Source organism: Streptomyces sp. NPDC054975 (assembly GCF_053609105.1).
This window is the reverse complement of the sequence record NZ_JBSGWV010000079.1, coordinates 3,533-19,037: the sequence shown is the minus strand read 5'-3', so window position 1 is coordinate 19,037 and position 15,505 is coordinate 3,533. Positions and strand designations below refer to the sequence as shown.

Here is a 15,505-nt window from a genome sequence, read left to right as displayed (position 1 = left end):
GGGTTGTTCTGGGTCCTGGGTGGGGCGACGGGCCCGGGGGGGCGCCGCTCCAGCGCCCACACGCGGGCAGACACGCTGCAGCGCCCACACGCGGGCAGACACGCTGCAGCGCCCGCACAAGGGCAGACAGAAGGGCGGCCACCCCCTGACAGGGTGGCCGCCCTTTCGTCGCCTCAGGCCCGCTTCCAGGCCCTCGGCGCCTGTGCCTACAGGCTTACTTACCCTTGGCGGCTTCCTTGAGCTTCGAGCCCGCGGAGACCTTCACGCTGTAGCCGGCCGGGATGTTGATCGGGTCGCCGGTCTGCGGGTTACGAGCGGTGCGAGCGGCACGGTGGGTGCGCTCGAAGGTCAGGAAGCCGGGGATGGTGACCTTCTCGTCGCCCTTGGCGACGACCTCGCCGACGGTCTCGGCGAGAGCGGCCAGCACGGCGTCGGCGTCCTTGCGGGTCACCTCGGCGCGGTCGGCCAGGGCGGCCACCAGCTCACTGCGGTTCATGTTGTTACTCCCGTGTTCTTCTTGCCTGTGAGGCGTGCCACGCGGCGGAGCCGCATGTGGGCACAGCGATGCCGATGCTGCCAGGGCCCTCGGACAGTCCCCGGACCCGGGTCTGCTGACAGACCCTCGCGCCCGAATAGGCATCCTGCCCCCACCAGCGGCGGGAACGCCAATCCGGCACCCCCTGGGGTCACACGAAAAGCGCCACGACCTGGGGCGTGGTGACGTTCCGTCGACTCCGCCGAAACTCTTTGGAGCCGAAGAGCCATCCTAGAGGCGGGTTTACGGCCCCGCGACTCGCGACGCGCCGGTCGCGGGGGCGGACATGGGGCCGCTCACGGCCCCACGCCGCCCTGACGAGGCTCCGTCAGAGCCCGTTCGTCCCGTTGTCCACACCCGCGCCGGCGGCCTTCGCCGCCGTGCGGACGGCGCCCGCGACGGCTCCCGCGACCTTGTCGTTGAAGACCGACGGGATGATGTAGTTCGGGTTCAGCTCGTCCTCGGTGACGACGTCGGCGAGCGCGGAGGCGGCGGCCAGCATCATCTCCGTGTTGACCGTGCGGGACTGCGCGTCCAGCAGACCGCGGAAGACGCCCGGGAAGACCAGCACGTTGTTGATCTGGTTGGGGAAGTCCGAGCGGCCGGTGGCCACGACGGCGGCCGTCTGACGGGCGACCGCCGGGTCCACCTCGGGGTCCGGATTCGCGAGCGCGAACACGATCGCGTTGTCCGCCATGGCGGCGACGTCGTCCGCGCCGAGCAGGTTCGGGGCCGAGACGCCGATGAAGACGTCCGCGCCGACCACGGCCTGCTTGAGGGTGCCGGTGACGCCCTCGGGGTTGGTGTTGTCGGCGATCCAGCGCAGCGGGGTGCCCGGCGCGGCCTCGACGAGGTCCTCGCGTCCGGCGTGCACGACGCCGTGGATGTCGGCGACGACGGCGTGCTTGACGCCCGCCGCGATGAGCAGCTTCAGGATGGCCGTACCGGCCGCGCCCGCGCCGGACATGACGACCCGTACGTCCCCGATGCTCTTGCCCACCACGCGCAGCGCGTTGGTCAGGGCGGCGAGGACGACGATCGCGGTGCCGTGCTGGTCGTCGTGGAAGACGGGGATGTCCAGGGCCTCGCGCAGCCGCGCCTCGATCTCGAAGCAGCGGGGGGCGGAGATGTCCTCCAGGTTGATGCCCGCGAAGCCGGGGGCGATCGCCTTGACGATCTCGACGATCGCGTCGGTGTCCTGGGTGTCCAGGCAGATCGGCCAGGCGTCGATGCCGGCGAAGCGCTTGAAGAGGGCCGCCTTGCCCTCCATGACGGGCAGGGCGGCCTTGGGGCCGATGTTGCCGAGGCCGAGGACGGCGGAGCCGTCCGTCACGACTGCGACGGAGTTGCGCTTGATGGTGAGGCGGCGGGCGTCCTCGGGGTTCTCGGCGATCGCCATGCACACCCGGGCCACGCCCGGGGTGTAGATCATGGAGAGGTCGTCACGGTTGCGGATGGGGTGCTTGGACGCCATCTCGATCTTGCCGCCGAGGTGCATCAGGAACGTACGGTCGGAGACCTTGCCGAGGACGACACCCTCGATGGTGCGCAGCTGCGCGACGATCTCGTCGGCGTGCGCGGTGGAGCTCGCGGCGATGGTGACGTCGATCCGGAGCTTCTCGTGGCCGGAGGCGGTCACGTCGAGGCCGGTGACGGAACCGCCGTGGGACTCCACCGCCGTGGTGAGCTGGGAGACCGCGGTTCCGCTGGCGGGAACCTCCAGCCGGACCGTCATCGAGTACGAGACGCTGGGCGCCGTTGCCATGGCCGAGTTCCTCTGCTTTCCCTGAGCTTCGTTGCTACGCCGCCCCGGCTGGTTGCCCGGCGGCGCCCTCCGATCGTCGCACCTACCCGCCGGTAGCAGGTAATGCGGTCATTTCGTTTTCGGAAAGTAGTTTCCACCATACGAGAACCCATGGGGAAACAGAAGAGGCCCGCGATCACCCGGGGGTGACGCGGACCTCTTCTGTATGTACGTACAAGGTGGCACCGACCCGCCATGCTCGCCTCGCGGCAAGTGGTCCCTCTAAGGGACGAAGGTTGGGCCCGGGGGCTTGGATCGAGCCGGTGCCATAGACAGGCTAACAAACCACCCTGGTAAGTGATTCCTGCGACGCAGGTTGACCTGAAATCAGTCCCGGACCGGGCCCGTCAGTCCCTGAGCAGGTCCGGCACTCCGTCCGCGTCCGGCACGTCACGGGCGCCCGAGACCACCGTCAGCTGCTGGGTGGCCCGGGTCAGCGCCACGTACAGGACCCGCAGGCCCGCCGGGGACTCGTCCGCGATCTCCGCGGGCGAGACGACCACGGTGGCGTCGTACTCCAGGCCCTTGGCCTCCAGGGAGCCCAGCGCCACCACCCGGTCCCCGAGCTCGGCCAGCCAGCCGGCGGCCTGCTCGCGGCGGTTCATGGCCACCACGACACCGACCGTTCCGTCCACCCGTTCGAGCAGTCGGCGTGCCTCCGCCCGTACGGTTTCGGCCATGTCGGCCTTGCCGGGCAGAGCCACGAAACGCGGCTCCACGCCGGTCGAGCGGACCGCGCGCGGCGACTCCTTGCCGGGCATGGCGAGGGCCAGCACCTTGGCGGCCAGCTCGGCGATCTCGGCGGGGTTGCGGTAGTTCACGGTCAGCTCGAAGTGGCGGCGCGGCCGGCTGCCGAGCGCCTCGTCGCGGGCCTCGGCGGCCTCGTCCGGGCTCGACCAGGAGGACTGCGCCGGGTCGCCGACGACCGTCCAGGTCGCGGTCCGGCCACGCCGCCCGACCATCCGCCACTGCATGGGCGTCAGGTCCTGGGCCTCGTCGACGATGACGTGCGCGTACTCGGTGCGCTCCGCCGCGAGCCGTTCGGCCCGCTCGCGCTGCGTCTCCTCCCGTACGGGCATCAGCTCCTCCAGGCCCGTCAGCTGGTCCAGCGGGTCGTACTCCCGCTTCTTGCGCGGCCGGGCCGGGGCGCCCAGGAGGGTGCTCAGCTCGTCGAGGAGGGCCACGTCGTGCACGGAGAGGCCGTCGCGGCGCAGCGAGCGGGCGAGCCGGCGGACCTCGCCCTGGTTGAGGACCCGCCGGGCCCAGCGGGCGAGGCGCTTCTCGTCGGCCATCGCGTCCAGGACCTGGCGCGGGGTCAGCTCGGGCCACCAGGCGTCGAGGAAGCCGAGGAAGGAGTCCTCGGTGGAGACGTCCTCGTCGAAGGAGGAGCGCAGCTCGGCGGCGAGCTCGGGGTCGCTGTGCCGCCCGGCGGCGCCGGACTTGGCGTACAGGGCGTCGAGCAGCAGCCTGCGGGCGCGCGGGCGCAGCAGGTTGACGGGCGCGGAGCCGCCGAGCACGTTGTGCCGGATGCGCTGGAGCTCTTCGGACTCCAGCTCCAGACGGCGCCCGAAGGCGACGACCCGGAGGCGGGTGGGGGTGCCGGCGGGGGCCGGGGCGGCCTCCTCCTCCCCGAGGGCCAGCTGCGCCTGGGCCCTGGGAGCGGGGGTCTCCAGTGCTCCGCGGGCCGCCTTGCGCAGGACCGCGAGCATGCGGGAGGAGCCCTTGATCCGGGCGACGGCCGGTTCGTCGTACGTGGTGGCCTCCACGCCGTCCACGAGCGAGCCGAGGGCGCGGATGGCGACCTGCCCCTCCTCGCCGAGCGAGGGCAGCACGCCCTCGGTGTACGAGACGAGCAGCGGTGTCGGGGAGACGATCAGGATGCCGCCCGCGTACCGGCGCCGGTCCTGGTAGAGCAAGTAGGCCGCCCGGTGCAGGGCGACCGCCGTCTTGCCGGTGCCCGGGCCGCCCTCGACGTACGTGATGGAGGCGGCGGGCGCGCGGATGACGAGGTCCTGCTCGGCCTGGATGCTGGACACGATGTCCCGCATGGTGTGACTGCGGGCCTGCCCGAGCGCGGCCATCAGGGCGCCGTCACCGATGACCGGCAGCGCGCGCCCGTCGAGGGTGGCCTTCAGCTCGGGGCGCATCAGGTCGTCCTCGACGCCGAGGACCTTGCGGCCCTTGGAGCGGATGACGCGGCGGCGCACCACGCGGCCGGGGTCGACCGGCGTGGAGCGGTAGAAGGGCGCGGCGGCGGGGGCGCGCCAGTCGATGACGAGCGGCGCGTAGTCGGAGTCGAGGACACCGATCCGGCCGATGTGGAGGGTCTCGCCGATCTCGGCCGTGTTGTCGGGCCGTACGGCGTCCTCGGCGGGCTCGATCGAGGTGTACGCGCCGTCGGGGCCCTTCTTGCCGTCCTTGCCGTACAGCAGGTCGATCCGGCCGAAGAGGAAGTCCTCGAACTCGTTGTTGAGCCGGTTGAGGTGCACCCCGGCCCGGAACACCTGCGCGTCTCGCTCGGCGAGCGCGCCGGGGGTGCCGACCTGGCCGCGCTGGGCGGCGTCGTTCATCAGGAACTCCGCCTCGTGGATCTTCTCCTCGAGACGGCGGTAGACCTTGTCCAGATGTTCCTGCTCGACACCGATCTCACGGTCCCGGACCGAGTCGGTGACGTCCATGGCGGCGTCCATGGCCTCCACGGCTTCCTGCGCGGCCACTGAGGCCCCCTTCTGACGTGCACTGGGCAGCCGTCGAGCGTACGCCACAGGGGGCCGAAATGTCAGGCCTCTACCTCCACGAGGCGTTCGCCGTCGAAGGTCCGTACTTCGAAGTGGTCGATGTCGTTGCGGTCCATGGCCGCGCCGCCGTGGACGTACAGCGGGTTCTTGGCGGACTCCTGGGTGGCGCCGGGGATGCCGTACCCCCACTTCGGGACGGCCCAGGAGGTCACGGTCTCCTCCTCGCCGGTCTTGGAGACGGCGACGAGCCGGCACTTCAGGGGGCCCTTGACGTTCTTGAGCTCCAGGACGGTGTGGGTGCCCCAGCCCTTCTTCTCCATGCCGACGGTGGCGCTGATCTTCGTCGTCGGGTCGGTCGCCTGGATCTTCTCGCCCATGTGGTGGAAGAAGGCGTCCTCGGCCGGGCTGGTGGGGTGCGGGTCGACCGCCCGGTTCTCCCGTTCGCCTCCGGAGGTGGCGACGACGGCGACGGCGGGGCCGCCGACGACGAGGACCGCGGCGGCCGCGACCAGGTACAGGGTGCGGCGGCGCCGGGCGGCGCGCTTGGCCCCGACCTCGTCGATGAGCCGGTCGAGCAGCTCGGGTCCGGGGGCCGAGGCGTGGACGGCGGGCTCGGTGGGAGCGCGGCGCGGGGCGGGGGGCGCGGGTGGCCGGGGCGCGAAGGCGTCGAAGGCCTCGTCGGCGTACGGATCGAGCCCCACCGGGCGCGGGGCGCCCTGGGACTCGGCGTCCGCCAGCAGGGCGAGCATCGGCTCCATGCCGGCGAACTCCTCCACGTGCGCGACGCAGAGTTCGCAGTTCGCCAGGTGCGCCTCGAAGGCGGCGGCGTCGACGTCGTCCAGGATGCCCAGCACGTACGCGCCCGCGGCGTCGTGCGGCGGTGTCATGCCGTTGCTCATGCCGATACCCCCCTCTCCTCCAGCGCGAGCTTCATCGAACGCAGTGCGTAGAAAACCCGGGAACGCACGGTCCCTGCGGGTATGCCGAGGGTCTCGGCCGCCTCGTTGACCGTACGCCCCTTGAAGTAGGTCTCGACCAACACTTCCCGGTGGGCGGGGGTCAAATCGTCGAGCGCGTCAGAGAGCGTCATCAGCCACAGCGCCTTGTCGATCTCGTCCTCCGCGGGCAGGACCTCGAGCGGTGACGGGTCGACCTCCTGCGGCCGGGCCTGCCGGCTTCGGTGTCCGTCGATGACGATGCGCCGGGCAACCGTCACCAGCCAAGGTCGGACGGAGCCGGTCGCCCGGTTGAGCGCGCCGGCGTTCTTCCAGGCACGGATGAGCGTCTCCTGCACGACGTCCTCGGCGCGCTGGCGGTCGCCGGCGACGAGACGCAGTACGTAGGCGAGCAGGGGCCCGGCATGTTCGCGGTAGAGAGCACGCATCAACTCCTCGTCGGGGACGCCGGGGCGCCCCTTCGACCCCTCGCTGCGATGCCGGGCCCGATGCGGACGTTCATCGGCCACGGCCGCATCCTTGCGCACCTGAACCTCCCCGGTCGAGACCCTGCTGTCGTGCAGGGGTACGGAGCGGGGGACGGGTTCGACTCAACGGCGCGCGAAGTTTTTTCGCGGAAGTCACACGGGGCGTCACACGGGACGTCATACGGCCGCGTCTGCCCTCCGGGCTGCCCGATGCCGGGCAACGCGCTCGCGGTTGCCGCACGACTCGCTGGAGCACCAGCGGCGGCGGCGCCCGCGCGAGGTGTCGAGGTAGCAGCGGCGGCAGTCGTCGCGCTCGCAACGGCGCAGCAGGGCGCGGGCTGTGGGGTCGGTGAGCAGGTCGACGGCGTCCCGTGCGACGGCGGCGAGCAGGGCGCGGCAGTCGGGTTCGGCGTACAACACCCGTACGAGTCCCCCGGTTTCGGTGCGTACGGCGCGGGGCGCGGGCGGTGGGGAGGCGGCCGCGAGGGCGTTGAGTCGCTCCAGTGCCCGGTCGGCCGCGCGGCGGCCGTCGAGCTGGGCCTGCGCCAGTTCGCCGACACAGTCCCGCAGTTCGCGAAAGCGCACGACCCAGAAGGCGTCGAGCCGGCTCAGCGGCATGGCGGCGGGGACGAGTCCGGCGGTACGCAGGAAGTGGTCGAGCGCGTGGGGGTCGCCGAGCGGCTGGGCGGCCAGGTCCAGGCTGATCCGCCCGGAGTCGAACCGTACGGTCATGCCCCTGTCACCACCTCACGATCGGAAGCAGTCGTCCCGACCAGAGTGCCGAGGCGGGGCGGGTCCGGCTAGACCTGCGGCGGGGGGTCGTCGTGGAGGACGCGTTGGAAGAGGTGGTGGTCGCGCCAGGCGCCGTCGATGTGCAGATAGCGCGGCGCGGTACCGATCTGCTCGAATCCGCTCTTGGCGAGGACGCGTTGGGACGCGTGGTTGTCCAACATGGTGCAGGCCTCGATCCGGTGCAGACCGAGTTGCTCGCGGGCGGCCCGGCAGACCTCGTCGACGAGCCGGGTGGCGAGGCCCTTCCCGGTGTACCGGCCGTCGACCCAGTAGCCGAGGGAGGCGCTGCGGAATGGCCCGAGGGCGATCCCGGAGAGCGTCGCGCAGGCGACGAGCTCCTCCCCGTCGACGGCGAACCACCGCTGCGCCCCGTCCGCGAGCCGCGCCGCCTGGCCCTCGGCGGTGTAGTACGCCTCGCTCCGGTACGGCTCCCGGGCGCGCATGTGCTCGCGGTTGCGCAGCACGGCGGCGGCGAGGGCGGGGGCGTCGTCGGGTACGGCGGCACGGATCATGATCACGCGCCTACGGTAGGCGCCGCGACCGGACGGCGTGCATCGGATCCAATACTTCGGATCCGATGTATTGGATCCGAAATATTGGATCCGAAGTAGTGGATCCGGTGGAGTGGAGCCGAAGGAGGGGATCCAATGCCGTCACCTCGGGGCTACGGCGCCCCGTCCCCGTACTTCGTGTCCGCCGTCGCGTCGAGCGCCAGGCGGTAGCCGCGCTTGACGACCGTCTGGATCAGCTTCGGGGCGCCGAGGGCCGTCCGGAGGCGGGCCATCGCCGTCTCCACCGCGTGTTCGTCCCGGCCCGCGCCGGGCAGGGCGCGCAGCAGGTCGGCGCGGGAGACGACCCAGCCGGGGCGACGGGCCAGGGTGGCGAGCAGGGCCATCCCGGCCGGCGGGACCGGGCGCAGGGTGCCGTCGACGAGGACCGCGTGGCCGCGGATCTCGATCCGGTGACCGGCCACCGGCAGGCTGCGCACGCGGGCGGGCAGCTCCTGGCAGAGCAGCTGCACCAGCGGGCCCAGCCGGAAGCGCTCGGGCTGGAGGGTGTCGATGCCGTGCGCCTGGAGCGGCAGCGCCGTCACCGGCCCCACGCACACCGCAAGCACCTCGTGCCGTAGCGCCTCGACCAGCTGGGGCTGGACCCCCCGGTCCTCCGCGCGCGACAGGAGAGAGGCGGCGGCCGGGGCGCTGGTGAAGGTCACCGCGTCCAGGGTGCCCGCCAGGACCCCGTCCAGGAGCCGGTCGAGCGGGCCGATGTCCTCGGGCGGCATCCACCGGTAGACCGGTACGCCGACGACCTCCGCGCCGCCCGCCGTCAGCGCCTCCACGAACCCCGGCAGCGGCTCCCCGTGCAGCTGGAGCGCGATCCGCCGCCCCTCAACCCCTTCGTCGAGCAGCCGGTCGAGGACCTCGGCCATCGACTCCGAGGACGGCGACCACGACTCCGTCAGCCCGGCGGCCCGTACCGCGCCCTTGACCTTGGGGCCGCGCGCGAGCAGCTCCACGCCCCGCAGGCAGTCCAGGAGCTCCTCGCCGTGGCCCCAGCCGTCCGCCGCCTCGACCCACCCCCGGAAGCCGATCGCCGTCGTGGCGACGACGACGTCCGGGGCGTGGTCGATGAGGTCCTTCGTCGCGGCGAGCAGTTCGGTGTCGTCCGCGAGCGGCACGATCCGCAGCGCCGGGCCGTGGACCACGGCCGCCCCCCGGCGGCGCAGCAGCGCGCTCAGTTCGTCCGCGCGCCGTGCCGCGGTGACCCCCACGGTGAACCCCGCGAGGGGTCCCTGCTCTTGCTCGTACATGAGAGCCGAGCCTGACGGCGATGCGTGACGGATGCGGTTCACCTGGATTTCCTGCCCGTTACGGACCACTCCGGATCACACCTCGGCGTAACCGAGCTGCCGGGTCCTGTCCTCGGCGCCCTCCGCCGTGTCCGGTACGGCCGACGGCCGGCGAAGGTATACCGCCCAGGTCACGACCATGCAGGCCGCGTAGAAGAGCAGGAAGGCGACGAAGGCCCCGGTGCCGGTGCCGGCGGTCTGGAAGGACTGCCGGAAGGCCAGGTTGATGCCGAGCCCGCCGAGCGCGCCCACCGCTCCGATCAGCCCCATGGAGGCCCCGGAGAGCCTGCGGCCGTACGACTCCGCCGCCTCGCCCGAGAGGCCCCTGCGGTGCCCCTGCGCGAGGAAGATCGCGGGGATCATCTTGTACGTGGAGCCGTTGCCGAGGCCGCTGAGGACGAAGAGCCCGATGAACCCGACGAGGAAGACGGTGAGGGACTCGGAGACCGACGCGTAGACCACGACCCCGGTCGACACGGCCATGGCGGCGAACGTCCACAGCGTGATGCGGGCGCCGCCGTACCGGTCGGCGAGCGAGCCGCCGACGGGCCGGATCAGCGAGCCCAGCAGCGGGCCGATGAAGGTGAGCGAGGCGGCCTGGAGCGGGGTGCGCCCGAACTGGGTCTGCAGGACGAGCCCGAAGGCGAAGCTGTAGCCGATGAAGGAGCCGAAGGTGCCGATGTAGAGGAAGGCCATGATCCAGGTGTGCTTGGCGGCCACGGCCTCCTTGACCGCTCCGGTGTCGTTCTTCACCGGAGCGAGGTTGTCCATGAAGAGCGCCGAGCACACGGCGGCGACGACGACGAGCGGGATGTAGACGCCGAGGACGATCCGCGGGTGCAGCGCGCCGGCGGTGCCGATGACGAGCAGGCCGACGAGCTGGACGACGGGGACGCCGATGTTGCCGCCGCCCGCGTTGAGGCCGAGCGCCCAGCCCTTCTTCCGCAGCGGGAAGAAGGCGTTGATGTTGGTCATGGAAGAGGCGAAGTTGCCGCCGCCGACGCCGGTCAACGCGGCGACCAGCAGGAACGTGCCGTACGAGGTGCCCGGCTCCATCACCGCGTAGGCGACGCCCGTCGGCAGGAGGAGCAGCAGCGCGCTGACGATCGTCCAGTTCCGGCCGCCGAAGCGGGCGACGGCGAAGGTGTACGGGATGCGGATCAGCGCGCCGACGAAGGTGGCGGTCGCGATCAGGAAGAACTTGCCCGCCGGGTCGATGCCGTACTGCGGCCCCATGAAGAGGACCATCACCGACCACAGGCTCCAGACGGAGAAGCCGATGTGCTCGGAGAAGACGGAGAAGAGCAGGTTGCGCCGGGCGATCCGCTCGCCCTGTTCACGCCAGAAGGTCTCGTCCTCCGGCTCCCAGCGTTCGATCCACCGGCCGCCCATCACGTACCTCCACGCTGTCGGGTCGCGAGCGTCCAGGTGCTCTGGACCTCTGGGGGCCCACCCTAGGAACGTCGCGTTTCGGCCCCGTGGCCGGAGGTGACGGGAACGGAACCTTGCTCTCACCCGGCACGCGGCTCCGGTGTGAGTACGGCGGGTCCGCCCACCCGCGCCGGTGGCCGACGGCCCCGCGCTCAGGCCCCCGGCACCCCAGGCTCCCCCTCCGGGAGCCAGGAGTCCGCGGGGCGGTCCAGCCACCCCTCCCGCCCGCCGATCTCCGCCGCGGCGGTGCGCAGCGCGTCCAGGCCGGGATGGCGCAGCCCCTTGCGCCACACCAGGCTCACCGGGGAGAGCGGCACCGGGTCGACGAGGGGCCGCAGCACACTGCCCGGCATCGGCGGGAAGTCGACGACCGCGAGGGCCGGGACGCGGAGCTTGGCCATGACCCGACGGAACTCCTCCTTCCCCACCACCATCGGCGCGGGCGGCGCGACGGAGATGCCGTACCCGGCGAAGAGCCGGGCGGCGAGGTCGGTCCACTCCGGGGTGCGGTCGTTGCCGGCGCCCGCGTAGACGCTCTCGCCCCGGAGCGCGGCCAGCGGCACCTCCGTCAGGTCCGCGAGCCGGTGGTCGTCGGGGAGTACCACCGCCATCGGCTCGTACCGCACGAACTGCGAGGCGAGCCTGCTGCGCGTGGCCGCGTCGAGCCCGCCGTACCGTCCGAAGGAGACGTCCAGGCGCCCGGCGAGGATCTCGGCGGCGGCGCCGGTCAGACCGTTCTCGTAACGGGCCAACAGCTCCTGTTCGGGGGCGAGTGCGCGGGCCCGCTCCATGACGCGGTCCTGGGCGGGCAGACCGGTGTTGTTGAGGTCGACGAGCAGGGGCCTCGCGGCGGCACGGAAGGCGTCGGCGAGTTCGTCGCAGGCGGCCAGCACCCCGCGGGCGTACGGGAGGAGCCGCGTGCCGTCCGGGGTGAGGGTGACCTGACGGGTCGTCCGTACGAACAGCTCCGTCCCCAGGTCCCGTTCCAGCCTTCGGATGTCGCGGGAGAGGGCCTGCTGGGCGACGTAGAGGCGGGCGGCGGCACGGGTGAAGTGCAGCTCCTCGGCGACGGCGGTGAAGGCGCGCAGGAGCCGGGGTTCGATGTCGTACGAAGTGACCACCCGGCATTTAACAACACGGGCGCGTGAATGGCCACGGATCAGGTGTTGGACCGCGGACGAGGGCTCCCCGGAGGCTGGGGAGCATGCCGCACCACGACCTCACGCTCACCCCGGCGGGCCCCGCGCTCGCCCCCCGCTACCGCGAACCGCACACCCCCGAGCCGAACCCCGTCACCCCCCGCCCGCACACCCCCGAGCCGCGCACGCCCGGACCCCGCGCCACCCGGCCGCACACCCTCGAGCCGCGCGTCGGCTCCTACCGTCGGCTCTTCGCCGTCCCCGGCGCCCGCGCGTTCACCCTCGGGAACCTCGTCGCCCGGCTGCCCATGGGGATGTTCGGCGTCAGCGCGGTGATCATGATCGCGGGGGCGTACGGCTCGTACGCGCTCGCCGGAGCCGTCATAGCGACGGGCATGGCCGCCACCGCCGTGGTGGCCCCCTGGACCGCGCGCCTCGTCGACCGGCACGGGCAGGCCCGGGTCGCCGTCCCGGCCACGGCTCTGGCCGCGCTCGGCTCGCTGGCCCTGCTGTGGTGCGTGCACCAACGGGCCCCGGTCTGGACGCTCTTCGTCGCGTACGCCGCGACCGCCACCAGCCCCAACACGGGCGGGATGTCCCGGGCCCGCTGGGCGCACCTCCACCGGAACGACCCGGCCGCGCTGCACACGGCCAACGCCTTCGAGCAGGCCGTCGACGAGCTGTGCTTCATGCTGGGCCCGGTCGTGGCCGCGTTCCTGTGCGCGGCGCTCTTCCCGGAGGCGGGCACGCTGGTCGGCGCGGTCCTGCTGCTGACCGGTGTCCTGCTCTTCGCCGCCCAGCGCGCCACCGAGCCGCCGGTCGCGCCGCGCTCGGCGACCGCGCCCGGCTCTCTGCTGCGCGTCCCCGGTGCCGCCGCGCTGCTCGGTGTCTTCCTGACCACGGGAGCCGTCTTCGGCGCGATGGAGGTCGTCACGCTCGCCCATATCGACGGCCCCCTCGCCGGGCCGGTCCTGGCCCTGCAGGCCGCCGGCTCCTGCGCGGCGGGCCTTGCCTACGGCCGCCGGGGCCGTGCGGTGCGGCTGCGGACCTGCCTCGCGGCGATGACCTGCCTGATGACGCTGCCGTTCCTCGGCGCCTCGACCGGCTCGCTGCTCGCCCTGGCGGCCGGACTCCTGCTGGCGGGCATGGCCATCGCCCCGACGATGGTGACGGGGATGGCCCTGGTCCAGCGTCTGACGCCGCCGGGCCGGCTCAACGAGGGCATGACCCTCGCCGTGACCGCCCTCCTCGCCGGCATCGCGGTCGGCTCGGCCACCGGTGGCTGGGCGGCGGAGGCGGCCCCGTCCACGGCGTACGCCTTCCTCGTCCCGGCGGCCGCGGCGGCCCTGGCCCTCGTCGGGGAGGCGGCGCGCACGACGTCGGCCCGGGAATGACAAAGGCCCGGCGGTCGTCGTGACGACTGCCGGGCCTCTGCCCACATGGGATGAGTGGAGATGGCGGGAATCGAACCCGCGTCCAACGGTGCAGAATCAGGGCTTCTCCGTGTGCAGTCCGCTGCGATTTTCTCGGCCCCGGAGATCACGCGGACAAGTCTCCGACGGGCTCAGTCACTGTTTGATTTCCTTCCAGGCCCCGTGACCGGGTCTAGAAGTTTAGATCCCTTGATGATGCCAGGATCCGGGTCGGGATCACCCCCGGGCTGACACTTCGCAAGTCGCTACTTAGGCAGCGAGGGCGAAGGAATCGCGCTTGGTGTTGGCGATTATTGGTTGCGACATATGGTTAACGAGATCATTGCCGCTTCCTCGACACGCTTCCCCTGCTTCGACATCCGCTGTCGAAACCGATCATCCCCATGTTGATTTTTCAAAAGCGTGTACCCGCTGTGAGGTACGTGCCCCATCGTACGGGACGACCCCGTACGGTTGCCAGCGACTTAACGGCGCCCCACGCGGGCCCTACGCGAGCTGGGACGCCCGCTGGCGCCGCTTCGCCGCCGCGATCGCCCGGTTCGTCTCGCGGGTGTCCTGCTTCTCCCGCAGCGTCTGCCGCTTGTCGTACTCCTTCTTGCCCTTGGCGAGGGCGATCTCGACCTTGGCCCGACCGTTCAGGAAGTACAGCGCGAGGGGCACGATCGTGTGACCCGTCTCCTGCGACTTCGCCTCCAGCTTGTCAATCTCGGCGCGGTGCAGCAGCAGCTTGCGCTTGCGCTTCGCCGAGTGGTTGGTCCAGCTGCCCTGGGCGTACTCCGGTACGTGGATGTTGTGCAGCCACGCCTCGCCCCGGTCGATCTGGACGAAGCCGTCCACGAGCGACGCGCGGCCCATCCGGAGCGACTTCACCTCGGTGCCCATGAGCACCACACCGCACTCGTAGGTGTCGATGATGTGGTAGTCGTGGCGCGCCTTCTTGTTCTGCGCGATGAGCTTGCGCTCAGGACCCTTGTCCTGGTCCTTCTTCTTGGCAGGCTTGCCCTGCACGTTCACGAGTCCCTTTGCCATAGTGCGGCCATTTTCGCACTACGAGCCCCCTCCGAGGCCACTCAATACCGTGCGGGCCCGTTCCTCGGCCCGCTCGCCCGTGCTGTCGCTGACGACGAGGTCGGGTGTGATGCCCAGGCCGTCGACGCCGTGACCGGCCGGGGTGCGGTAGTGGCCGACGGTCAGCTCGGCCACGGAGCCGTCGGGCAGCGTGCTCGGCATCTGCACCGCGCCCTTGCCGAAGGTGCGTGAGCCGACGGTGACGGCCCGGCCGCGGTCCTTCAGGGCGCCGGTGAGCAGCTCGGCGGCGCTCATGGTGCCCCCGTCGACCAGCGCCACCACGGGCCGTACGGTGTCTCCGCCGCTCTGCGCGTACAGCGCGCGCTGCTCGCCGTCGACGTCGTACGTGGCGACCAGACCGCCGTCGAGGAAGGCCGAGGCGGCCGTGGTGGCCTCGGAGACCAGGCCGCCGGCGTTGCCCCGCAGGTCCAGCAGGACACCGGCACCGGGCGGCGCGCCGCGCACCGCGTCCCGTACCCGCTCCCCCACGCCCTTGGTGAAGGCGGCCACCTTGATCAGTACCGTGCCGTCGTCGAGGCGCCGCACGGTGACGTCGTCGGTGGCGAGCCGGGCCCGGGTCAGGGTCTGGATCCAGGCGGAGCGGCCGCGCTCGACCCCGAGGGCGACGGTGGATCCGGCCTGGGCGGCGCCGTCGCCGCGCAGCAGGGCGACGACCTCGGAGACGGAGAGCCCGGCAAGGGAACGCCCGTCGACGGTGACGAGGCGGTCACCGGCGCGCAGCCCGGCCCTGGCGGCGGGCCCGCCGGCCTGGACCCGGGAGATCTCGATCCGGTCCGCCCCGGCCTTCCGGGCGGAGAGCCCGACGCCGGTGTACGAGCCGTCGAGGGCCTGCTCGAACTCCTCGAACTCGGCCTTGCCGTACACCGCGCCCCAGCGGTCGCCGCTGCGGCTGACGAACTCCTCGGCGGCCTGCTTGCCGGACTTGCCGTCGGCCATCGCCTCGGCGGCGGCGCGGGAGAGGTCGGCGGGGTCGACGGTGTCGCGCGCCGGGGCCTGCTGGACACGCTTCACGGTGGTGGGCTCCTGCCGGGGCAGGGCTCCGGTGGCCGCGGCCGTCGCGAGCACTCCGGCGAAGACCAGCGTCAAGGCCGCCCCGCGGAGGACTCCGCGGGGCCTGAGACAGAGGTCGGGGCCGGAAGGCATGGCGCTCACTCTAGGACAAAGCAGTGGCGGGGGGGGGGGGGGGTGCGGGAAGCGCCCCCGGGGGGAGGAGGGGGGAGTTGTCAAAAACACGGTGAATGACAGACGCAAACAAGCACCCCCAACAAGACA

General features: G+C 72.0%; 13 protein-coding genes and 1 other RNA gene. 1 reads left to right on the top strand and 13 read right to left on the bottom strand.

What is annotated here, in order from left to right; translation table 11 throughout:
• Window positions 1-214 precede the first annotated feature (214 nt).
• From ACWF79_RS33605 to ACWF79_RS33560, 10 genes are all read right to left on the bottom strand, one after another.
• Complete coding sequence (locus ACWF79_RS33605; RefSeq protein WP_017237029.1) at window positions 215-496, bottom strand: HU family DNA-binding protein; 282 nt, start codon at window positions 494-496, stop codon at window positions 215-217.
• 367 nt (window positions 497-863) lie between these two features.
• Complete coding sequence (locus ACWF79_RS33600) at window positions 864-2,300, bottom strand: malic enzyme-like NAD(P)-binding protein (protein ID WP_453731977.1); 1,437 nt, start codon at window positions 2,298-2,300, stop codon at window positions 864-866.
• Between the two features lie 386 nt (window positions 2,301-2,686).
• Window positions 2,687-5,029 carry a HelD family protein gene (locus ACWF79_RS33595; RefSeq protein ID WP_453731979.1) on the bottom strand — a complete coding sequence of 781 codons (2,343 nt, stop codon included), beginning with the start codon at window positions 5,027-5,029 and terminating at the stop codon, window positions 2,687-2,689.
• Between the two features lie 89 nt (window positions 5,030-5,118).
• A complete protein-coding gene (locus tag ACWF79_RS33590; RefSeq protein ID WP_453731976.1) occupies window positions 5,119-5,976 on the bottom strand; it encodes a zf-HC2 domain-containing protein in 858 nt (285 codons plus the stop codon).
• Window positions 5,973-6,560: a sigma-70 family RNA polymerase sigma factor gene (locus ACWF79_RS33585; RefSeq protein ID WP_453731975.1), complete on the bottom strand. Its 588-nt coding sequence runs from the start codon at window positions 6,558-6,560 to the stop codon at window positions 5,973-5,975. Before ACWF79_RS33585 ends, ACWF79_RS33590 begins: the two co-directional genes overlap by 4 nt.
• A 117-nt stretch (window positions 6,561-6,677) precedes the next feature.
• Window positions 6,678-7,232: an ABATE domain-containing protein gene (locus ACWF79_RS33580; protein ID WP_453731974.1), complete on the bottom strand. Its 555-nt coding sequence runs from the start codon at window positions 7,230-7,232 to the stop codon at window positions 6,678-6,680.
• Window positions 7,233-7,300: 68 nt separating this feature from the next.
• Window positions 7,301-7,804, bottom strand: a complete 504-nt coding sequence (locus ACWF79_RS33575) for a GNAT family N-acetyltransferase (protein ID WP_453731978.1) — start codon at window positions 7,802-7,804, stop codon at window positions 7,301-7,303.
• Between the two features lie 152 nt (window positions 7,805-7,956).
• Window positions 7,957-9,102 carry a uroporphyrinogen-III synthase gene (locus ACWF79_RS33570; protein WP_453731973.1) on the bottom strand — a complete coding sequence of 382 codons (1,146 nt, stop codon included), beginning with the start codon at window positions 9,100-9,102 and terminating at the stop codon, window positions 7,957-7,959.
• A 75-nt stretch (window positions 9,103-9,177) separates the two neighbouring features.
• Window positions 9,178-10,533: a nitrate/nitrite transporter gene (locus ACWF79_RS33565; RefSeq protein ID WP_453731972.1), complete on the bottom strand. Its 1,356-nt coding sequence runs from the start codon at window positions 10,531-10,533 to the stop codon at window positions 9,178-9,180.
• 191 nt (window positions 10,534-10,724) lie between these two features.
• A complete protein-coding gene (locus tag ACWF79_RS33560; RefSeq protein WP_453731971.1) occupies window positions 10,725-11,693 on the bottom strand; it encodes a LysR family transcriptional regulator in 969 nt (322 codons plus the stop codon).
• Between the two features lie 83 nt (window positions 11,694-11,776).
• Here ACWF79_RS33560 and ACWF79_RS33555 point away from each other — a divergent pair, with 83 nt between their 5' ends.
• Window positions 11,777-13,105 carry an MFS transporter gene (locus tag ACWF79_RS33555; protein WP_453731970.1) on the top strand — a complete coding sequence of 443 codons (1,329 nt, stop codon included), beginning with the start codon at window positions 11,777-11,779 and terminating at the stop codon, window positions 13,103-13,105.
• A 52-nt stretch (window positions 13,106-13,157) separates the two neighbouring features.
• Here the strand turns inward: ACWF79_RS33555 and ssrA are convergent.
• The 3 genes from ssrA to ACWF79_RS33540 all read right to left on the bottom strand — a co-directional run bounded on the left by ssrA (window position 13,158) and on the right by ACWF79_RS33540 (window position 15,376).
• Window positions 13,158-13,527, bottom strand: a transfer-messenger RNA (tmRNA) gene (gene ssrA / locus ACWF79_RS33550).
• A 103-nt stretch (window positions 13,528-13,630) separates the two neighbouring features.
• Window positions 13,631-14,173, bottom strand: coding sequence for an SsrA-binding protein SmpB (gene smpB, locus ACWF79_RS33545; protein WP_453731969.1), 543 nt, complete (start codon window positions 14,171-14,173; stop codon window positions 13,631-13,633).
• Window positions 14,174-14,191: 18 nt separating this feature from the next.
• Window positions 14,192-15,376: a S41 family peptidase gene (locus tag ACWF79_RS33540; RefSeq protein ID WP_453731968.1), complete on the bottom strand. Its 1,185-nt coding sequence runs from the start codon at window positions 15,374-15,376 to the stop codon at window positions 14,192-14,194.
• Window positions 15,377-15,505: the final 129 nt, after the last annotated feature.